This is a genomic window from Streptomyces sp. UC4497, from assembly GCF_054871485.1.
The window spans coordinates 49503-66825 of sequence record NZ_JBTYHB010000034.1 but is presented as its reverse complement, the minus strand read 5'-3'; the positions used below and the strand labels follow the sequence as shown (position 1 = coordinate 66825).

Genomic DNA, 17323 nt, shown 5'->3' with positions numbered 1-17323 from the left:
GGAGTTGTGGCACCGGTACGGCGATCACTGGGTGCCGGTCCTCCTGGCCTGGATCGCCGACGCGGCGGGGGCATGAAGGACGTGCACCTAGGAACATGCAAGACGCCGCGGGCGGGGCAGATGGCTGCCCCGCCCGCGGCGGTGTGTTCACTCAGTCGTCGGGGACCGTCAGTCTCCGTGGCTGAGCGCGACGTCGAGGTCGCTCGGGTTGCCCGTGCCCGCCACCGTGACCGGCTTCGACACCGGCGGGTAGCCGCTGGCGATCACCGTGTACGTGGCGCCGGACAGGCCGGCGAAGGCGTACGCGCCGTCGTCGCCCGTGGTGTGCACCGCGACCACGTTGCCCGCCTGGTCGAGGAGGGTGACGCGGGCGTCGTTCACCGGGGAGCCGTCGGTGCCCCGGACCGTGCCGGTCAGGGTCGCGGCGGAGCGCAGCACGGCGTCCTGCCGGGTGGCGGTGCCGCCCGCGACCTGGGCCTGACCCGCGAAGGGCTGGAAGCCCTCCGCGCTGGCCGTGAACGTGTAGGCGCCGGGCGGCAGCTGCGGCAGCGAGTAGCCGCCGTCCGCGTCGGTGAGCGCCGAGCCGACGGTCTCGCCGCGCTCGTCGGTGGTGATGACGAGCGCGCCGATGACGGGCGCCGAGTCGGCCTCGGACCGCACGGTGCCGTAGAGGCCGCCGTCGCCGCTGAGGACGAGGTCGAAGCCGACCGGTCCGTCCGCGCGGAGCGCGAGCGTGGCGACCCGCGGGTCACGGCCGGGCGCCGAGCCGACGAGGACGTAACCATCGCCCTCGGCGGACGGGGCCGACACCGCGTAGCTGCCGTCGGAGGCGGCGGCGCCGCGGCCGATCTGGGCTCCGGTGCGGTCGATCAGGGTGACCACGGCGCCCGTCAGGGGAGCACCCTGGGCGTCGAGGATCCGGCCGTGCACGCCCGGCCCCTCCACCGCGGGGGCGGTGGCGACGGGAGTGACAGGAGTGGCGGGAGAGGCGGAGGCCACGGACTCGGCGGCCTCGGCCGCCTCGGACGTCGACTCGACCTTCTGCTGCGCGTGGGCCAGCGGACGGCCCGCGCGGTACAGCAGCACCGAGATGATGAGACCGGCCGCGAAGAACCCGGCGGCCCACCAGTACGCGGTCGCGTAGCTGTGCACGGCGGCCTCGGCCTGGTCGAGCTTCGACGTGCCGTGGTCGGCGATGTAGTTCGAGGCGGCCGTCGCGGCCATGGTGCTGAACAGCGCCGTACCGATCGAACCGCCGACCTGCTGCATGGTGTTGACGGTCGCGGCGGCGACGCCCTGGTCCTTCGGGTCGACCCCGAGGGTGGCGAGGCTCATCGCGGGCGGCATCACGAGACCGATACCGACACCGATCATGATCAGCGGCGGCAGCACGTGCGAGGCGTAGCTGCTGGTCACGTCGAGCGCGGTGAGCCAGACCAGGCCGCCCGCGGTGAGACCCATGCCGACCGGGACGACCGGCTTGGGGCCGAGCTTCGGAACCAGCGCCATGGTGGCGATCTGCGCCGTCACCATCAGCGACAGGATCATCGGCAGGAACGCGACGCCGGTCTCCATCGGGCTCTTGCCGAGGATGATCTGCAGGTAGTAGGTCAGGAACAGGAAGATCCCGAACATGCCCGCGCCGGTGATGAACACGCTCACGTAGGAAGCGGCGCGATTGCGGTCGGCCAGGACGCGCAGCGGCAGCAGCGGGTGCTTGGCCCGCGTCTGCCACACGATGAAGAGCGCGAGCAGCACGACGCCCGCGGCCAGGAAGACCCAGCACATCCAGTTGCCCCAGCTGTGCGTCTCGGCGTTGGAGAAGCCGAAGACGATGCTGAAGAGGCCGGCCGCGACGAGCAGCGTGCCCAGCAGGTCGAGCTTGGGGCGCGGACCGGGCGCGGGCTTGCGGACGAAGACGATCGCGCCGACCACCGCGACCGCGGCGATGACCAGGTTGACGTAGAGCGTCCAGCGCCAGTCGAGGTGCTCGGTGAGGAAGCCGCCGAGCAGCATGCCGATGGCGCCACCGGAACCGGCGATCGCACCGAAGATGCCGAACGCGCGGGCGCGCTCCTTCGGCTCGGTGAACGTCGTCGTGAGCAGTGCCATCGCGGTCGGCGCGAGGATCGCGCCGAACACACCCTGCAGGGCGCGGCCCGCGACGAGCATCGAGAAGCCGGTGGCGGCACCGGCGAGGGCGGACGAGCCCGCGAACCCTATGAGGCCGATGATCAGTGTGTTCTTGCGCCCGAAGAGGTCGGACAGCTTGCCGCCGAGCAGCAGGAGGCTGCCGAAGGCGAGCGAGTACGCGGTGACGACCCACTGGCGGCCGTCGTCGGAGAAGCCGAGGTCCGCCTGGGCGGACGGCAGGGCGATGTTCACGATGGTGGCGTCGAGCACCACCATCAGCTGGGCGAGGCCGATGACGGCCAGCACCCACCAGCGGTGGGGCACGTGGTGCGCGGCCGGGGCGCCCGGCGGCTGTGCGGACGAGGCCGCGGCCGGACGCTCGCGCGCGTCGAGCGGGGTGGGCATTACGTGGTCCTTCGAGGTCTGTCGGGAGCCGGAGGCCGGGAGGGGCCGGAGGCAGTCAGGCGTTCAGCAGCAAGGGGAGGACGACGGTGTCCACGTAGCGCTGGAGATATTCGGTGTCGGCCGCCTGCCGCTCGAGGAGCGGCCGGGAGAAGACGGAGCCGATGAACATGTGCGGAAGGAAACCGCAGGCGGGTGCGGAGCGGTCGATCTCGCCGCGCTCCGCGGCCCGCGTCAGCATCGCCTCGAACAGGTCGAGTTCGGGCTGGACGAGCGCCTCGTGCACGGCGTCGGCGAGCTCCGCGTCCTTGCGGATGGCCAGCGAGATGCCGCGTACGAGGTCGAGGTCCTTGCGGGCCTCGCCGATCCGCTGCGCGAGCGCGTGCAGATCGCCTCTCAGGGACCCGGTGTCGAGGTCCTCGAGGGAGAACGGCCGCATCTCGCGCAGCGCCTCGGACACCAGGCGTGGCTTGCTGCCCCACTGCCGGTAGAGCGTGGCCTTGCTGCACCGCGACTCCGCGGCGACGGCGTCGAGCGTCATCGTCTCGTAGCCGACGTCGCGTACGAGGTCGAGGGTGCGTCCGTAGAGCTCGCGCTCCCGCTCGGGGGTGAGCCGGGTGCGCCGCTTTCTGCGCGTGAGGGGTTCGGGCAGCCCCATGGATTCCTTGCCTGACGGTGGTGCGCGGATCCGCTCGCGGTCTGTCGTGCGCGGATAAGCGATCCGAAACGGTTTCGTACCGTTAAAAGGTACGCCCTCCCGTCATCGAAACGCAAACGTTTCGGTGTGGGGTTGGTCCGGACCGCCGCCGCAATGATTCCGAATGCGCATCGCAAGATGCGAAATCGGTGTTGGACGTGCATCAGCCGCAGCTCATAGCGTCACGCAGACCAGTGACGCAGGCCATACGGGAGTCGGCCCGTCTCCTGGTACGTCTGTCGCACACCTCAGTTCGGGAGCACCACCGCTATGACCGCCTACACGCCCGCCGACCTCGGTCGACGCCTCGGCTCGGGCCTGCTGTCCTTCCCCGTGACCCACTTCCGGGGCGAGGACCACCCCGCCGCCCTCGACTTCGACGAGGAGGCCTTCCGGGAGCACGTCGGCCGCCTGGGGGCGTACGAGGTGGCCGGGCTCTTCGCGGCCGGCGGCACCGGCGAGTTCTTCTCGCTGACCGTGCCCGAGGTCGGGCGTGTCGTCGCCGCCGCCGTGGCCGCCGCGCCCGAGGGCACGCCGATCCTGGCCCCGGTCGGCTACGGCACCGCCACCGCCGTCGAGATGGCGAGGGCCGCCGAGAGCGCGGGCGCCGACGGCATCCTGCTCTTCCCGCCCTACCTCACCGAGGCCCCGCAGGACGGACTCGCCGCGCACGTGGAGGCGGTCTGCAAGGCGACGAACCTCGGTGTCATCATCTACAGCCGCGCGAACGCCGTGTACCGCGCCGACGCCGTGGCCCGCGTCGCCGAGCGCTGCCCGAACCTGATCGGGTTCAAGGACGGCGTCGGTGACATCGACGCCATGACCCGCATCTACACGAAGCTCGGCGACCGCCTCACCTACATCGGCGGCCTGCCCACCGCCGAGACCTTCGCCCTGCCGTACCTCGAGCTCGGTGTCACCACCTACTCGTCGGCCATCTTCAACTTCGTCCCCGAGTTCGCGCTCTCCTTCTACGCGGACGTCCGCGCCCGCCGCCACGACGAAGTGCTGCGCAAGCTGCGGGAGTTCGTCCTTCCGTACACGGAGATCCGCAACCGCAAGAGCGGTTACGCGGTCAGCATCGTCAAGGCGGGACTCACCGCCACCGGCCACCCCGCGGGCCCGGTCCGCCCGCCGCTGACCGACCTCGAACCGGACGAGCTCGACGCGCTCACCGCGCTGATCAAGGGCATCAACCTCTGAGAGCACGCCCCGCACGACCCATGCACCGCCCCTTCCGTAGGTCCCCTCATCCGCCTGCGAGCCGCACGCGAAAGGTCTCACCGTCCATGAGCACCAAGGTCGTTCCAACCGCCGCCACCCCCGTCGTCGCCTCGATGCGGGTCGTCCCGGTCGCGGGCCAGGACAGCATGCTGCTGAACCTGAGCGGCGCCCACGCCCCGTACTTCACCCGCAACCTGGTGATCCTCACCGACTCCGACGGCCGCACCGGCGTGGGTGAGGTCCCCGGCGGCGAGCCCATCCGAGGCACCCTCGAAGACGCCACCGACCTCGTCGTCGGCCGGCCCGTCGGTGACCCGCAGGCGGTGCTGCGCGCGATACGCGAGCGGTTCGGCGACCGGGACGCGGGCGGCCGCGGCGCGCAGACCTTCGACCTGCGCGTCACCGTGCACGCGGTCACCGCCGTCGAGGCCGCGCTGCTCGACCTGCTCGGCCAGTACCTGAACGTGCCGGTCGCGGCGCTCCTCGGCGAGGGCGTGCAGCGCACGTCCGTCCCCGTCCTCGGCTACCTCTTCTACGTCGGTGACCGCCGCCGCACCGACCTCCCCTACCGCGACGAGTCCGACGCCAAGGACGCCTGGGAGCGGCTGCGCAGCGAGGAGGCGCTCACCCCCGAGGCGGTCGTCGCGCTCGCCGAGGCGGCCCAGGAGCGGTACGGGTTCCAGGACTTCAAGCTCAAGGGCGGTGTGCTCGACGGGCGCGCCGAGGCCGAGGCGATCACCGCGCTCGCCGAGCGGTTCCCCGAGGCCCGCATCACCCTCGACCCCAACGGCGGCTGGCTGCTGGACGAGGCCATCGAGATCGGCCGTTCGCTGCGTGACGTGCTCGCGTACGCCGAGGACCCGTGCGGCGCCGAGGGCGGCTACTCGGGCCGTGAGGTGATGGCCGAGTTCCGCCGCGCCACCGGCCTCAAGACCGCCACCAACATGATCGCCACGGACTGGCGGCAGCTGGGCCACGCCATCAAGTCCGACGCGGTCGACATCCCGCTCGCGGACCCGCACTTCTGGACCATGAACGGTTCGGTGCGCGTCGCGCAGCTCTGCGACGCCTGGGGTCTGACCTGGGGTTCGCACTCCAACAACCACTTCGACGTATCGCTGGCGATGTTCACGCACGTCGCCGCGGCGGCGCCCGGTGACATCACCGCCATCGACACCCACTGGATCTGGCAGGACGGCCAGCGGCTGACCCGTGAGCCGCTGCCCATCGAGGGCGGCGCCATCGCGCTTCCCGAACGCCCGGGACTGGGCGTCGAGTTGGACATGGAGCAGATCGAGGCGGCCCATCAGCGCTACCTCTCCCTCGGCCTCGGCAGCCGCGACGACGCCGCCGGTATGCAGTACCTGGTCCCCGGCTGGACCTTCGACGCCAAGCGTCCCGCGCTCGTGCGCTGAGCCTTCTCCGCTCGCGCCCCTCTTGCCGGTGCGGCGTCCGTCCGCGACGCCGCACCGAGCCCTCGCATGCCCTGACTTCAGAACGTGCACCTCCGTCACTTCGAAGGAGAAGTGATCATGCCAATGCTCGTCGTTGCGCTCAGTGTTGTGGCGCTGCTGTTTTTGATGACCAAGATGAAGCTCAACGGCTTCGTGTCCCTGATGCTCGTCGCGGTGGTCGTCGCGATGGTCCAGGGAATCAGCCTGCCGGAGATCTCCGATGTCCTGGAGGCCGGGATCGGCGATCAACTCTCCGGCACCCTGCCGGTGATCGGCCTTGGAGCCATGGTCGGCCGCGTGATGGGTGACGCGGGAGCGGCCCAGCGCATCGCCACCAAGCTGACCAAGGCGTTCGGCGACCGCTGGGTGCAGGTGGCGATGGTCGTCACCGCGATGCTCATCGGCGTCACGATGTTCTACGAGGTCGCCTTCGTCATCATCGTCCCCGTGGCGTTCACCCTGGTCCGCGTCACCCGGCAGAACCTGCTGTGGATCGGCCTGCCGATGTCCATCGCGCTCTCCACGATGCACAGCTTCCTGCCGCCGCACCCCGGCCCGACCGCCGTCGCCGGCATGTTCGACGCGTCCGTCGGCAAGACGCTCTTCGTCGGCCTGTTCATCGCCGTCCCGGCCGGCGCCCTGATCGCGCTCGTCTGGCCCCGGCTGCCGTTCATCCGCCGGATGAACCCGTCGATACCCGAAGGCCTCGTCACCGAGCGCGTCTTCGACGAGGACGAGATGCCGGCCCTCGGCTGGTCCCTCGCCGTCGCCCTGCTCCCGGTGATCCTCATCGCCGGCGCGGCCATCGCCGAGATGACCCTCGACGACCACGCCCCGGGCATGGGTGTCGTCAAGTTCATCGGTTCCCCCGAGTTCGCGCTGCTGCTGACCCTGCTGCTCGCGATGTACGTCTTCGGCCCGCGCGTCGGCCGCTCGTTCAAGGAGGTCGCCACCTCCTGCGGCGACGCCGCCAAGTCCATGGCCATGATCATGCTGGTCATCGCGGCGGGCGGCGCGTACAAGAACGTCCTCGTCGAGGGCGGCATCTCCGACTACATCAAGGACACCACCGAGCACTGGTCGATCTCCCCGCTGCTGCTCGCCTGGCTCATCGCCGCGATCCTGCGCATCGCCCTCGGCTCGGCCACGGTGGCCGTGTCCACGGCCGCGGGCATCGTGGCGCCGATGGTGGCGAGCAGCGGAGCCTCCCCGGAACTCATGGTCCTGGCCGTCTCCTGCGGTTCGATCGCCTTCTCGCACGTCAATGACCCGGGCTTCTGGATGTTCAAGGAGTACTTCAACCTCTCAGTCCTCGACGCGATCAAGGCACGGACCACGTATACGACGGTCCTGGCGTTGCTGGGGCTCGGTGGGGTGTTGGCGCTCAATGCCGTGATGTGAGGGCCGGGCAACCAGTGACATCGGGTCGCGTGAGGCGCGGCCCGATGTCATGCCGTCGTGAGGGCCCGGATCACCGTTGCGATCGCCGGAGGCGGGGTGCCGGGGAGGCGGGCCAGGTGGACGCGGCGGATCTCGGGCGGCGCGCCCTCGACGCTCAGCAGTGTCACTCCCGGCGGCAGCACCGGCGCGAGGCGGCGCGGCACCGTGGTCACCCCGAGACCGGCGGCGACCAGCTGCGTCTTCGTCAGCCAGTCGCGCGCCGAGTGGACCACGCGCGGGCGTCCGGGCAGACCGGGCCAGACGCCCAGCAGGGGCTCGGAGCGGGACGACGGGGTGGCGATCCACGGCGCGTCCACGAGCTCGTCGATGTGCACGCCGGTGCGGCCCGCGAACTCCCCGGTCGACGGAGCCGCCACCACCAGGTCGGTGTCCTCGACGGTCTCGAACCGCAGGCGCGGCGACTCGCCGTCCGAGGGCCGGTGCGGCGGGCGGGAGGTGAGGAGGGCCAGGTCGATCGAGCCGGCGCGCAGCGCCCGCGTCAGGCCGGGCGTGGTGCCCTCGCGCGTGGTGACCGTGAGCTGCGGATCGGCCTGCGCGAGGCGCCGCAGCGCGGCGGGCAGAAACGCCGCGCCCGCGCTCAGGACGGCGCCCAGACGCACCACTTCGGTCCGCGCCGCGGCCCCGGCGAGTTCGCGCTCCGCCGTCGCGACCGCGTCGAGGATCGTGCGGCCGTGCCGCAGCAGGGTCAGGCCCGCCGGCGTGAGCCGCACCCCGTTCCTGCGGCGCTCGAACAGGGCGGCGCCCGCGGCCTGTTCGAGGGCGGCGGCCTGGCGGGAGACGGCCGACTGCGTGTAGCCGAGTCGGGCAGCCGCCGCCGTGAAACTGCCGGACTCCGCGATCTGCCGCAGGACCCGCAGGCCCGCACTGGAGATGTCCATGGGTCCTACGGATACCAGGGCCGCTCCGCACGGACACCAGCGGCACACCATGCGGATCCCGCATGCCAGGGATGCCGGATCGTCGCTTCCCGCATGCCCGGCACGCTCCTAACGTCGATCCCGGAACCCGTCCCCTCACATCCGGAGGTCCACCCATGCGCGCAGCGGTCCTGACGAAATTCGGCGCCCCGCTCACGGTGCGGGAGCTGCCCGACCCGGAGCCCCACGCCGGTGAGGTGGTGGTCGAAGTGCTGGCCGCGTCCGTGGCCCCGTATGCGGACGAGGTCTTCGGCGGCGTACGGAACTACCCGCTCGTCCCGCCCGTCGTGCCCGGCATCGGCGGCGTCGGCCGGATCGTCCACATCGGCCCGGACGCCACCCGGCTGCGCGCGGGCGACCTCGTGTGGTGCGACATGACCGTGCGCTCGCGCGACGACGCGCTGACCCCCGATATCGCCCTCCAGGGCTGGAGTTCGCGCGGCGAGGGCGGCGCCGCGCTCGCCCGGCACCTGCACGACGGGGCGTTCGCCGAGCTGATGCGCGTGCCCACGGAGAACGTCTTCCCGCTGCCCGCGCAGGCGGCGGACGACCCGGCCCGGTGGGCGGCGATCGGCGCGCACATCATCCCGTACGGAGGACTGCTGGCCGGCGGGCTCGCGGCGGGGGAGACGCTGCTCGTCAGCGGAGCCACCGGGAACCTGGGCAGCTGCGCGGTCGCGATCGCCCTCGCGATGGGGGCGGGGCGGGTGGTCGCGCCCGGCCGGAACCGGGCCGCTCTCGACCTCCTCGCCGACCGGTTCGGCCCGCGGGTGCGCACCGTCCGGCTGACCGGTGACGAGGCCGCCGACCGCGCGGCGACGACCGCCGCGGCCGAGGGTCCGATCGACATGATGCTCGACCTGCTCCCGCCGAGCGCGCCCAGCTCCGTGACGCGCGCGGCGGCGATGACCGTGCGCGAGTACGGCCGCGTCGTCCTCATGGGCGGCGTCGGCATGCTCGGCGGCGACGACCTCGCGTTCCCCTACCCGTGGCTGATGCGCAATTCGATCACGGTGCGCGGGCAGTGGATGTACCCGCGCGCGGCGAACACAGGCATCATCCGGCTGCTCGCGTCCGGCGCGCCGGACCTCGCCGCCGAACGCGTCCGGACCTTTCCGCTCGACGAGGTCAACGAGGCCGTCGCGTACGCCGCCGCCCACGGCGGCCCGTTCGACCGCACCGTTCTGGTGCCCACGAGCGGCTGACCCGATGAAGCGGAACCAGGCAAAGCGGAACCTGGGTTTCCCTTTACCGTTTCTTTGCTGATAGAAAACTCCGGATCACCCCGCTCGTCCCGCACTGACTGAGGTGCCTGCCCCACCCCGGAGTCCCCGTGTCCTACTCGCCGTGGTCGCTGCTCAGCGACGCCGGTCTCATCGCCGCGCTGCTGCTCGTCGGCACGCTGCTGCGGGCCCATGTCCGGCTGTTCCAGCGGCTGATGCTGCCCTCCAGCGTCATGGCGGGCTTCCTCGGCCTCGCGCTCGGCCCGGAAGGGGCGGGGCTGCTGCCCTTCTCCGACCAGCTCGGCACCTACGCGTCCGTGCTCATCGTCGTCGTGTTCGCCTGCCTCGCCCTCACCGACGGCCTCGGCCTCAAGGGCTTCGGCAAGGCGGCAGGCTCCTTCGGCTCGTACGGTGTCGCCGCCTACGCCCTCCAGGTGGGCATCGGCGTCGTCCTCGGCCTGGTGCTGCTGCAGCCCGTGTGGGACGTGCCCGACGCCTTCGGCGCGCTGCTCTTCGCGGGCTGGGCCGGCGGCTTCGGCACGGCGGCCGCCCTCGGCACGGCCTTCGAGGCCAACGGCTGGGAGGGCGCCAGCTCGCTCGGCTTCACCTCGGCCACCGTGGGCATGCTCGTCGGCGTCGTCGGCGGCATCATCCTGTGCAACTGGGGCGCGCGGCGCGGCCACACCAGCAGCGTCGGCCGCTTCGAGACCCTCCCCGAGGAGCTGCGCACCGGCCTCGTGCGCAAGGACGAGGAGCGCCAGCCCACCGGGCGCGCGACCACCTCGCCCGCCTCGATCGAACCGCTCGGCTTCCAGATCGCGGTCATCGCCGCGCTCTCCGCCGCCGCGTACGGCGTCTCCGAGTGGATCACCGGGATGTTCCCCTCGCTGATGCTCCCGGTCTTCGCGCTCGCCTTCATCCTCGGCCTGCTCCTGCGCGCCGTCGTGGCCCGCACCAAGGCCTGGAACTACGTCGACGGGGACTCGCTCAAGTCGCTCTCGGGCACCGCCACCGACGTCCTGATCACCTGCGGCATCGCCTCCATCGTGCCCAGCTTCGTCGCCGACTTCTGGCTGCCGCTCGCGCTGATGTTCGCGGTCGGCCTCGCCCTCGTGCTCTTCCTGTTCCTGGTCGTCGCGCCGCGCCTCTTCGAGGGGAACTGGTTCGAGAAGGGGCTCGTGACGTGGGGCTGGACGACCGGCGCCGCCGCGACCGCGATCGCCCTGCTGCGCATGGTCGACCCGAAGCTGAAGAGCGGCACGCTGGAGGAGTTCGGCGTCGCGTACATCCCCGTCGCGCCCGTCGAGACGGCCACCGTGACCTTCGTGCCCGTCCTGCTGTCGGCCGGTGCCGCCTGGGCCGTCGGCGGCGCGTGGGCCGCGGTCGGCGTGCTCGCGCTCGTCCTGCCCTGGCTGGCCGGCTGGGCTCCGCGCGGCAAGGCGAAGGCGGACCAGGCGCCGGCCAAGGAGAGCGCCGGAGTCTGAGACACCACGCGTCGACAGCGCCCCGGGCCGACAGGCCCGGGGCGTTCTTCGTGCACACCCATTGCACGGGCTCCCCGAATCATCCGATGATTGCCGGGCATCGCAAGCGCTCCCCTCCCGCCCCAACGGCCCCCGGAGACGCCCCAGATGACCGAGACCGGAAGCTCACCCGCCCCCTCGCCCGCCCCGTTCCCCCTGCGCACCAAGCTCCTCCCGCCGCCTGCCGTACGGGAGCTGCCCGCACCGCCCGCGAAGACCTGGCGGATCATCGGCCCCGGCGTCGTGGCCGCCGGAGTCGGACTGTCCTCGGGCGAGTTCATCCTGTGGCCGTACATCGCCACGCAGGTGGGCCTCGTCTTCCTCTGGGGCGCCGTGGTGGGTGTGGTCACCCAGTGGTTCCTCAACATGGAGATCGAGCGCTACACCCTCGCCACCGGAGAGACCGCCGTGACCGGCTTCAACCGCTACTGGCGGCACTGGGGCCTCGTCATGGTCGTGTTCACCTACGCGGCCAACCTCTGGCCCGGCTGGGCCACCAGCTCGGCGACGATGCTCAGTTACGTGTTCGGCGGCAAGCCCGCCTACATCGGCATCGGGCTCCTCGTCCTCATCGGCCTGATCCTCACCCTCGCGCCCGTCGTCTACAACGCGCTGGAGAAACTGCTCGGCGTCAAGATCCTCGTCATCGGCGGCTTCTTCGTCCTCGCCCTGATCCTCGCCGTCACCGCCACCACGGTGGGCGATCTGCCGACGGCTGTCACCGACGCGACATTCCCCTCCGAACTCGGCGTGGCCGTCCTCATGGGCGCCCTCGCCTACGCGGGCGCGGGCGGCGGGCAGAACCTCGTGCAGAGCAACTGGATCCGCGACAAGGGCTTCGGCATGGGCCACTACGTGCCCCGGCTCGTCAGCCCGGTCACCGGCAAGGAGGAGGCCGCGGGCCCCGTCGTCGGCTACGTCTTCGAGCTCAACGAGACCAACATGTCCCGCTGGCGCCGCTGGTGGCGCTTCGCCAACATCGAGCAGGCCGTCACCTTCGTCCTCGTCACCATCGTGACGATTGTCCTGTCGTCGATGCTGGCGCACTCGACGCTGTTCGGGACCGGCGGGCTCGAGAACAACGTCGGCTTCATCGAGAAGGAGGGCCAGGTCCTCCAGCAGCGCGTCGGGGACTGGTTCGGCGTGTTCTTCTGGCTGGTCGGCGCCTTCTCCCTGTTCAGTGCGGCCACCGGCATCATCGACTACACGAGCAGGATGGCGGCCGACGTCCTCAAGTCGACGTATCTGCGCGGGAGTCGGACGAGCGAGTCGCGGATGTACGCGCGCCTGGTGTGGGCGGTCGTCGCCGTCGGCGCGATCGTGCTGCTCTCCGGGCTCGACCAGCCGCTCGTCCTGCTCGTCATCTCGGCCTGCGTGTCCGGCCTGATGATGTTCGTGTACTCGATCCTGCTCCTCGTCATGAACCGCACCGCGCTGCCGAACCCCCTGAAGGTGCGCGGCATTCGCGTGGCCGCACTGGTGTGGGCGGTGGTGCTCTTCGGTGTGCTGTCCGTGCTCACGGCGCGGCAGCAGCTCACCGACCTGTTCGGCTGAACGACCCCGGCCACGTCCACGTAGAGGAGAGAAATTCATGGCACACGGTCACGCGGCCCGACGCAGCCAGGCCTGGTTCGGTGCCGCCGGACGCGGCGGCATGGTGTACCGGTCGTGGATGCGAAACCAGGGCTTCGGGCCCGAGGTGTTCGACGGGCGGCCGGTGATCGGGATCGCCGTGTCCGCCTCCGAACTCGCGCCCTGCAACGCCCACTTGACGCGGGTCGCCGATGCGGTGAAGCGCGGGGTGTGGCAGGCCGGGGGCTTCCCGCTCGAATTCCCCACCATGGCCACCGGCGAGACACTGATGCGGCCCACGGCCATGCTGTACCGCAACCTCATGGCCATGGAGGTCGAGGAGCTGATCCGCGCCAACCCGCTGGACGGTGTGGTGCTGCTGTCGGGCTGCGACAAGACGACCCCGGCCATGCTCATGGGCGCCGCGAGCGTCGACCTGCCCGCCGTGATGGTCACCGGCGGGCCGATGCTCAACGGCAAGTTCCAGGGCCGCGACGTCGGTTCGGGCACGGCGGTGTGGCAGATGGAGGCCGAGGTCAAGGCCGGGCGGATGACCGAGGAGGAGTGCTTCTTTGCCGAGGGCTGCATGGCCCGCTCCAACGGCCACTGCATGACGATGGGCACGGCCTCCACCATGGCGTGCATGGCGGAGACGCTCGGCATGCAGCTGCCGGGCTCCGCGACCTGGCCCGCGGTCGACATGCGCCGCTACGAGACCGGACAGGCGGCGGGCCGCCGCATCGTGGACATGGTGGACGAGGACCTGCGCCCCTCCCGCATCCTCACCCGCGAGGCCTTCGAGAACGCGATCCGTACGAACGCGGCGATCGGCGGCTCCACCAACGCCATCATCCATCTGACGGCGCTCGCCGGCCGGGTCGGCGTGGACCTCGACACCGAGGACTTCGACCAACTCGCCCGCGAGGTACCGACGTTGCTCAACCTGATGCCGTCCGGCACCTACCTCATGGAGGACTTCTGCTACGCGGGCGGCCTGCCCGCCGTCCACCACGAGCTGGTACGGGCCGGGCTGCTGGACGGCGAACAGCTCACCGTCACCGGGCGCAGCATCGCCGAGAACGTGGCGGACGCGGAGCGCATCGGCGACGAGGTGATCACGCCAGTGGTGGCCCCGTTCCAGCCGGCGGGCACGGGGACGGCCGTCCTGCGCGGCAACCTCTGCCCCGACGGCGCGGTCATCAAGCAGTCCGCGGCCTCGCCCCACCTGCTCACCCACACGGGCGTCGCCCGCGTCTTCGACTCCCCGGAGGCCTATCACGCGGTGTGCGACGACCCGGACCTGGACGTCGACGAGAACACCGTGCTCGTCATCCGCGGCGCGGGCCCGAAGGGCTACCCCGGCATGCCCGAGGTCTCGAACGTGCCGCTGCCCACCAAGCTGCTGAAGGCCGGGATCACCGACATGGTGCGTGTCTGCGACGGCCGGATGAGCGGAACGGGGTACGGCACGGTCGTCCTCCACGTCGCACCGGAAGCGGCGGTCGGCGGCCCCCTGGCCCTCGTGCGCGACGGGGACACCATCACCCTGGACGTACCGAAGAGGTCACTGCAACTGGACGTGGACGAAGCGGAGTTGGAGGCCCGCCGCGCCGCCTGGCAGTCACCGGCACCCCGACACACGAGCGGCTACGCGTGGCTGTACACGCAGCACGTCGAGGGCGCCGACCGGGGCGCGGACTTCGACTTCCTGCGCGGATGTCGCGGGAGCGCCGTGCCGCGCGACTCGCACTGAGACGGGTGTGGGTAGCCTCGGGGGCATGGCCAACATCAATTTCAGTTCTCGTGTCGGCGTCTGGTGGACCAGTGACCGGTGGCCGATCAACGACGTCGTCGCCCGAGCCCGTGAGATCGAGAACCTCGGCTACGCCTCGCTGTTCTACGGCGAGGCCGGAGGCAAGGAGACCTTCACCCAGGCCGCCGCCCTGCTGGGCGGCACCGAACGGCTGGTGGTCGGCACCGGCATCGCCAACATCCACGCCCGCAGCGCCCCGGCGAGCGAGGCGGGCGCCCGTACGCTCGGCGCGCTGCACCCGGGCCGCTTCGTGCTCGGCCTCGGCGTCAGCCACGCCCCGCTGGTGGAGCACAGCTACGCCGGTTCCTACAGCAAGCCGCTGGCCACCATGCGGGAGTACCTGCGGACCATGGACTCGGTGCCGGCCGAGGTGGAGCCGGACGGGCAGCGCCCGGCCCGACTCCTCGCCGCCCTGGGCCCGAAGATGATCGAGCTGTCCGGCAAGGCGGCGGACGGTGCGCACCCGTACCTGGTGACCCCGGAGCAGACCGCGTCCACCCGCGAGCAGCTGGGCCCCGACAAGTGGGTGGTCAGCGAGCAGGGCGTCGCGCTCACCACGGACCGGGAGACCGGTCTGCGGCGTGCGCACCAGCACCTGCACATGTACTCGCAGCTGCCGAACTACCGCAATTCCTGGCTGCGTCAGGGCTTCGACGAGTCCGACGTGGTCATCGGCGGCTCGGACAAGCTGGCCGAGGCCATGGTGGCCATGGGCGACGCGGAGACGGTCGCCGCGCGCGTGCGGGCGCAGCTGGACGCGGGCGCCGACCAGGTGGTCGTGCAGGTCCTCGGCGACGACCCCTCCGACGATCCACTGCCCGCGCTGCGGGAACTCGCCCCGGCCCTTGGGCTTCCCACCGCCTAAGAGGCCTCGGGCCTGTCGCGGTACGTCGTGGTCGCGAGCTGGACGAATGAGCGGATCAACGGGTTGGTGTCGCCGTCGCTCCACGCCGCGACCACGCGGCTCGGTGGCATGTCGCTCAGCGGCACCACGGTGAGTCCCTGCCCAGGTCGGTGACCCAGAAGTGTCATGCCGACCGTGCCGTTCCAGAGCACGGCCTGCTGACACTCCTGGACCGTGCGGACCACCGGGCCCTCGCGGGGCCGCCCGCCGCTCCAGTACGCCTGCCAGGCGGGGTCGGTGCCCGGCGGGAACACGAACCAGCGGCGGTCGGCAAGATCCGCCAGGGCCAGGCTGTCGCGGCGGGCCAGCGGATCGTCGTCCCGCAGCAGAGCGCCCACCGGGTCGGCGCGCAACTCGCGTACGGCCAGGCCGGTTTCGTCGAACGGGCCACGGGTCAGGGCGATGTCGACGAGACCGGCGTGCAGCCCGCAGGTGGGATCGGTCAGATCGGTCTCGCGGATGCGCACCTCGACGCGCGGGTGCGCACGGCTGTGGGCGGCGGCAAGCCGGGTCACGCCCGGATCGGTGCTGTCGCCCAGGACGCCCACGGTGAGAGCGGCGGATCCCGCCGCCGCTGCCACCCGGTCGCGTACCAGGTCGGCCCGCTCCAGCAGGGCGCGCGCCTCGTCGAGCAGCACGACGCCCACAGCGGTCGGTGTGACACCGGCGGGGGAGCGGTCGAACAGCGCGGCCCCGACCTCGGTCTCCAGCTGCTTGATCGCCCGGCTCAGCGGTGGCTGACTCATGTGCAGCCGGGTGGCGGCCCGGCCGAAGTGGAGTTCCTCGGCGACCGCCACGAAGTAGCGCAGCGTGCGTAGCTCCATGCGGGGACGATACCCGTACGGTATCGGCGTCGCGAAACGGGTCTTGGACGGGTCGCCTGCCCCGGCGGTGGAATCGGGGCATGACCGAGGAACTGAAGCTCGCCTATTGGATCGTCGCCGGACTGCTGGCCCTGTTCTACGTCTACTCGGGCGGGCTCAAGGTGGTCCGCAGCCGCGAGCAGCTGCGGCCGATGATGGCCTGGGTGGACAGCACGCCGATGCGGGCCGTCAGGGCGATCGGGGCGCTGGAACTGCTCGGCGCACTCGGCCTCGTGCTGCCGCCGCTGACCGGAATCGCGCCTTGGCTGGCGCTGGTCGCGGCCCTCGGGTTCGTGGTCCTCCAGATCGGCGCGACCCGGCTCCACCTGCGCCGTGGCGAGCGGCAGGTCGCGCTCAACGGGGTGCTGCTCGGTATGGCGGCCGTGGCGGTGGGGCTGGCGACTTCCTGGCTGTGAGCCCGGTCGTATGGACGAGCAAAACGTGCGTGACACGCATTATTGCGTGTCGCGCAGGTTTTGCTACGGTGGTGCCATGAGCGGATTGAGGGAGCGTAAGAAGGAAGCCACCCGCGTGGCGCTGAGCTGGGCCGCGATCAGGCTCACCGTGGAGCGCGGGCTCGACAATGTCCGGGTCGAGGACATCGCCGAGGCGGTCGGCGTCTCGCCGCGCACCTTCAACAACTACTTCTCCAGCAAGGCGGAGGCGATCGCCTTCCGTCACCTCCAGCGCTCCCTGCGGGTGGCTGCCGAAGTGCGGTCCGCGCCGGAGGGCGAGCCGTTGTGGGAGGTCGTCTCCCAAGCGGTGCTCCGGCAGTTGGAGCCGGGCCCCGAGGTGCGGGACATGCCGCCGCAGGAGCCGGCCGACTGGGCGGCGGGGCTCCGGGTGATGGTGGCGGAGCCGGCTCTCCAGGCCGAGATGCTGCGGGCGGGCAAGGTCGCGGAGAGCGAACTCGCCGCGGCGATCGCCGACCGCACGGGCACGTCCGTCGACGTCGACCTCTATCCCCGCCTGGTGGCCGCGACCGTGACCGCCGCCAACAGCGCCGCGATCGACCTGTTCCTTCAGGGCGGTGCGGAGGAGTCGATGGAGGCTCTGCTGCGGTCGGCCCTCACGATGCTCGCCGCAGGACTACCGACCCCCTAGGCCCCCTAGGCCCCCTAGGCCCGCTAAGCCCTC

Annotated in this window: 14 protein-coding genes; 10 read left to right on the top strand and 4 right to left on the bottom strand. The window is 71.4% G+C overall.

The window, feature by feature from the left end; all coding sequences use genetic code 11:
* Positions 1-168: 168 nt before the first annotated feature.
* Both ACYSUO_RS33400 and ACYSUO_RS33395 read right to left on the bottom strand, forming a co-directional pair.
* On the bottom strand, positions 169-2538 hold the full coding sequence (locus tag ACYSUO_RS33400; RefSeq protein WP_461779967.1) for an MFS transporter: 2370 nt from the start codon (positions 2536-2538) through the stop codon (positions 169-171).
* Between the two features lie 55 nt (positions 2539-2593).
* A complete protein-coding gene (locus ACYSUO_RS33395) occupies positions 2594-3193 on the bottom strand; it encodes a TetR/AcrR family transcriptional regulator (protein WP_461779966.1) in 600 nt (199 codons plus the stop codon).
* Positions 3194-3502: 309 nt separating this feature from the next.
* On the opposite strand from ACYSUO_RS33395, the gene kdgD reads away from it, so the two are divergent.
* The 3 genes from kdgD to ACYSUO_RS33380 all read left to right on the top strand — a co-directional run bounded on the left by kdgD (position 3503) and on the right by ACYSUO_RS33380 (position 7311).
* A complete protein-coding gene (gene kdgD, locus ACYSUO_RS33390) occupies positions 3503-4435 on the top strand; it encodes a 5-dehydro-4-deoxyglucarate dehydratase (protein ID WP_461779965.1) in 933 nt (310 codons plus the stop codon).
* 86 nt (positions 4436-4521) lie between these two features.
* A complete protein-coding gene (gudD, locus tag ACYSUO_RS33385; RefSeq protein ID WP_461779964.1) occupies positions 4522-5871 on the top strand; it encodes a glucarate dehydratase in 1350 nt (449 codons plus the stop codon).
* A 117-nt stretch (positions 5872-5988) separates the two neighbouring features.
* Positions 5989-7311, top strand: a complete 1323-nt coding sequence (locus ACYSUO_RS33380; protein WP_461779963.1) for a gluconate:H+ symporter — start codon at positions 5989-5991, stop codon at positions 7309-7311.
* Between the two features lie 47 nt (positions 7312-7358).
* Here the strand turns inward: ACYSUO_RS33380 and ACYSUO_RS33375 are convergent, their stop codons facing one another.
* Positions 7359-8249 (bottom strand): LysR family transcriptional regulator, encoded by an 891-nt coding sequence (locus tag ACYSUO_RS33375; protein WP_461779962.1) that lies wholly within the window; start codon positions 8247-8249, stop codon positions 7359-7361.
* Positions 8250-8404: 155 nt separating this feature from the next.
* Here ACYSUO_RS33375 and ACYSUO_RS33370 point away from each other — a divergent pair, with 155 nt between their 5' ends.
* The 5 genes from ACYSUO_RS33370 (at position 8405) to ACYSUO_RS33350 (ending at position 15284) form a co-directional block, all read left to right on the top strand.
* The gene (locus ACYSUO_RS33370; protein ID WP_461779961.1) at positions 8405-9493 is read left to right on the top strand and encodes an alcohol dehydrogenase catalytic domain-containing protein; all 1089 of its coding nucleotides are present in this window, start codon (positions 8405-8407) and stop codon (positions 9491-9493) included.
* A gap of 128 nt (positions 9494-9621) precedes the next feature.
* A complete protein-coding gene (locus ACYSUO_RS33365; protein ID WP_461779960.1) occupies positions 9622-10995 on the top strand; it encodes a sodium/glutamate symporter in 1374 nt (457 codons plus the stop codon).
* A gap of 147 nt (positions 10996-11142) precedes the next feature.
* Positions 11143-12588 (top strand): Nramp family divalent metal transporter, encoded by a 1446-nt coding sequence (locus ACYSUO_RS33360; RefSeq protein ID WP_461779959.1) that lies wholly within the window; start codon positions 11143-11145, stop codon positions 12586-12588.
* A gap of 37 nt (positions 12589-12625) precedes the next feature.
* Complete coding sequence (locus tag ACYSUO_RS33355) at positions 12626-14359, top strand: IlvD/Edd family dehydratase (protein WP_461779958.1); 1734 nt, start codon at positions 12626-12628, stop codon at positions 14357-14359.
* A gap of 25 nt (positions 14360-14384) precedes the next feature.
* Positions 14385-15284 (top strand): LLM class F420-dependent oxidoreductase, encoded by a 900-nt coding sequence (locus tag ACYSUO_RS33350; protein ID WP_461779957.1) that lies wholly within the window; start codon positions 14385-14387, stop codon positions 15282-15284.
* Here the strand turns inward: ACYSUO_RS33350 and ACYSUO_RS33345 are convergent.
* The gene (locus ACYSUO_RS33345) at positions 15281-16147 is read right to left on the bottom strand and encodes a LysR family transcriptional regulator (RefSeq protein ID WP_461779956.1); all 867 of its coding nucleotides are present in this window, start codon (positions 16145-16147) and stop codon (positions 15281-15283) included. The two genes, ACYSUO_RS33350 and ACYSUO_RS33345, sit on opposite strands and share 4 nt — an antisense overlap.
* A 92-nt stretch (positions 16148-16239) precedes the next feature.
* On the opposite strand from ACYSUO_RS33345, the gene ACYSUO_RS33340 reads away from it, so the two are divergent.
* Both ACYSUO_RS33340 and ACYSUO_RS33335 read left to right on the top strand, forming a co-directional pair.
* A complete protein-coding gene (locus tag ACYSUO_RS33340; RefSeq protein WP_461779990.1) occupies positions 16240-16602 on the top strand; it encodes a DoxX family protein in 363 nt (120 codons plus the stop codon).
* A gap of 76 nt (positions 16603-16678) precedes the next feature.
* Positions 16679-17290, top strand: a complete 612-nt coding sequence (locus ACYSUO_RS33335; protein ID WP_461779955.1) for an acyl-CoA-like ligand-binding transcription factor — start codon at positions 16679-16681, stop codon at positions 17288-17290.
* The last annotated feature ends 33 nt before the right edge of the window (positions 17291-17323 follow it).

Excerpts from the sequence above, each read along its gene's own strand:
- ACYSUO_RS33400 (WP_461779967.1), bottom strand. The coding sequence starts at position 2,538 with ATGCCCACCCCGCTCGACGCGCGCGAGCGTCCGGCCGCGGCCTCGTCC.
- ACYSUO_RS33395 (WP_461779966.1), bottom strand. The coding sequence starts at position 3,193 with ATGGGGCTGCCCGAACCCCTCACGCGCAGAAAGCGGCGCACCCGGCTC.
- kdgD (WP_461779965.1), top strand. The coding sequence starts at position 3,503 with ATGACCGCCTACACGCCCGCCGACCTCGGTCGACGCCTCGGCTCGGGC.
- gudD (WP_461779964.1), top strand. The coding sequence starts at position 4,522 with ATGAGCACCAAGGTCGTTCCAACCGCCGCCACCCCCGTCGTCGCCTCG.
- ACYSUO_RS33380 (WP_461779963.1), top strand. The coding sequence starts at position 5,989 with ATGCCAATGCTCGTCGTTGCGCTCAGTGTTGTGGCGCTGCTGTTTTTG.
- ACYSUO_RS33375 (WP_461779962.1), bottom strand. The coding sequence starts at position 8,249 with ATGGACATCTCCAGTGCGGGCCTGCGGGTCCTGCGGCAGATCGCGGAG.
- ACYSUO_RS33370 (WP_461779961.1), top strand. The coding sequence starts at position 8,405 with ATGCGCGCAGCGGTCCTGACGAAATTCGGCGCCCCGCTCACGGTGCGG.
- ACYSUO_RS33360 (WP_461779959.1), top strand. The coding sequence starts at position 11,143 with ATGACCGAGACCGGAAGCTCACCCGCCCCCTCGCCCGCCCCGTTCCCC.
- ACYSUO_RS33355 (WP_461779958.1), top strand. The coding sequence starts at position 12,626 with ATGGCACACGGTCACGCGGCCCGACGCAGCCAGGCCTGGTTCGGTGCC.
- ACYSUO_RS33350 (WP_461779957.1), top strand. The coding sequence starts at position 14,385 with ATGGCCAACATCAATTTCAGTTCTCGTGTCGGCGTCTGGTGGACCAGT.
- ACYSUO_RS33345 (WP_461779956.1), bottom strand. The coding sequence starts at position 16,147 with ATGGAGCTACGCACGCTGCGCTACTTCGTGGCGGTCGCCGAGGAACTC.
- ACYSUO_RS33335 (WP_461779955.1), top strand. The coding sequence starts at position 16,679 with ATGAGCGGATTGAGGGAGCGTAAGAAGGAAGCCACCCGCGTGGCGCTG.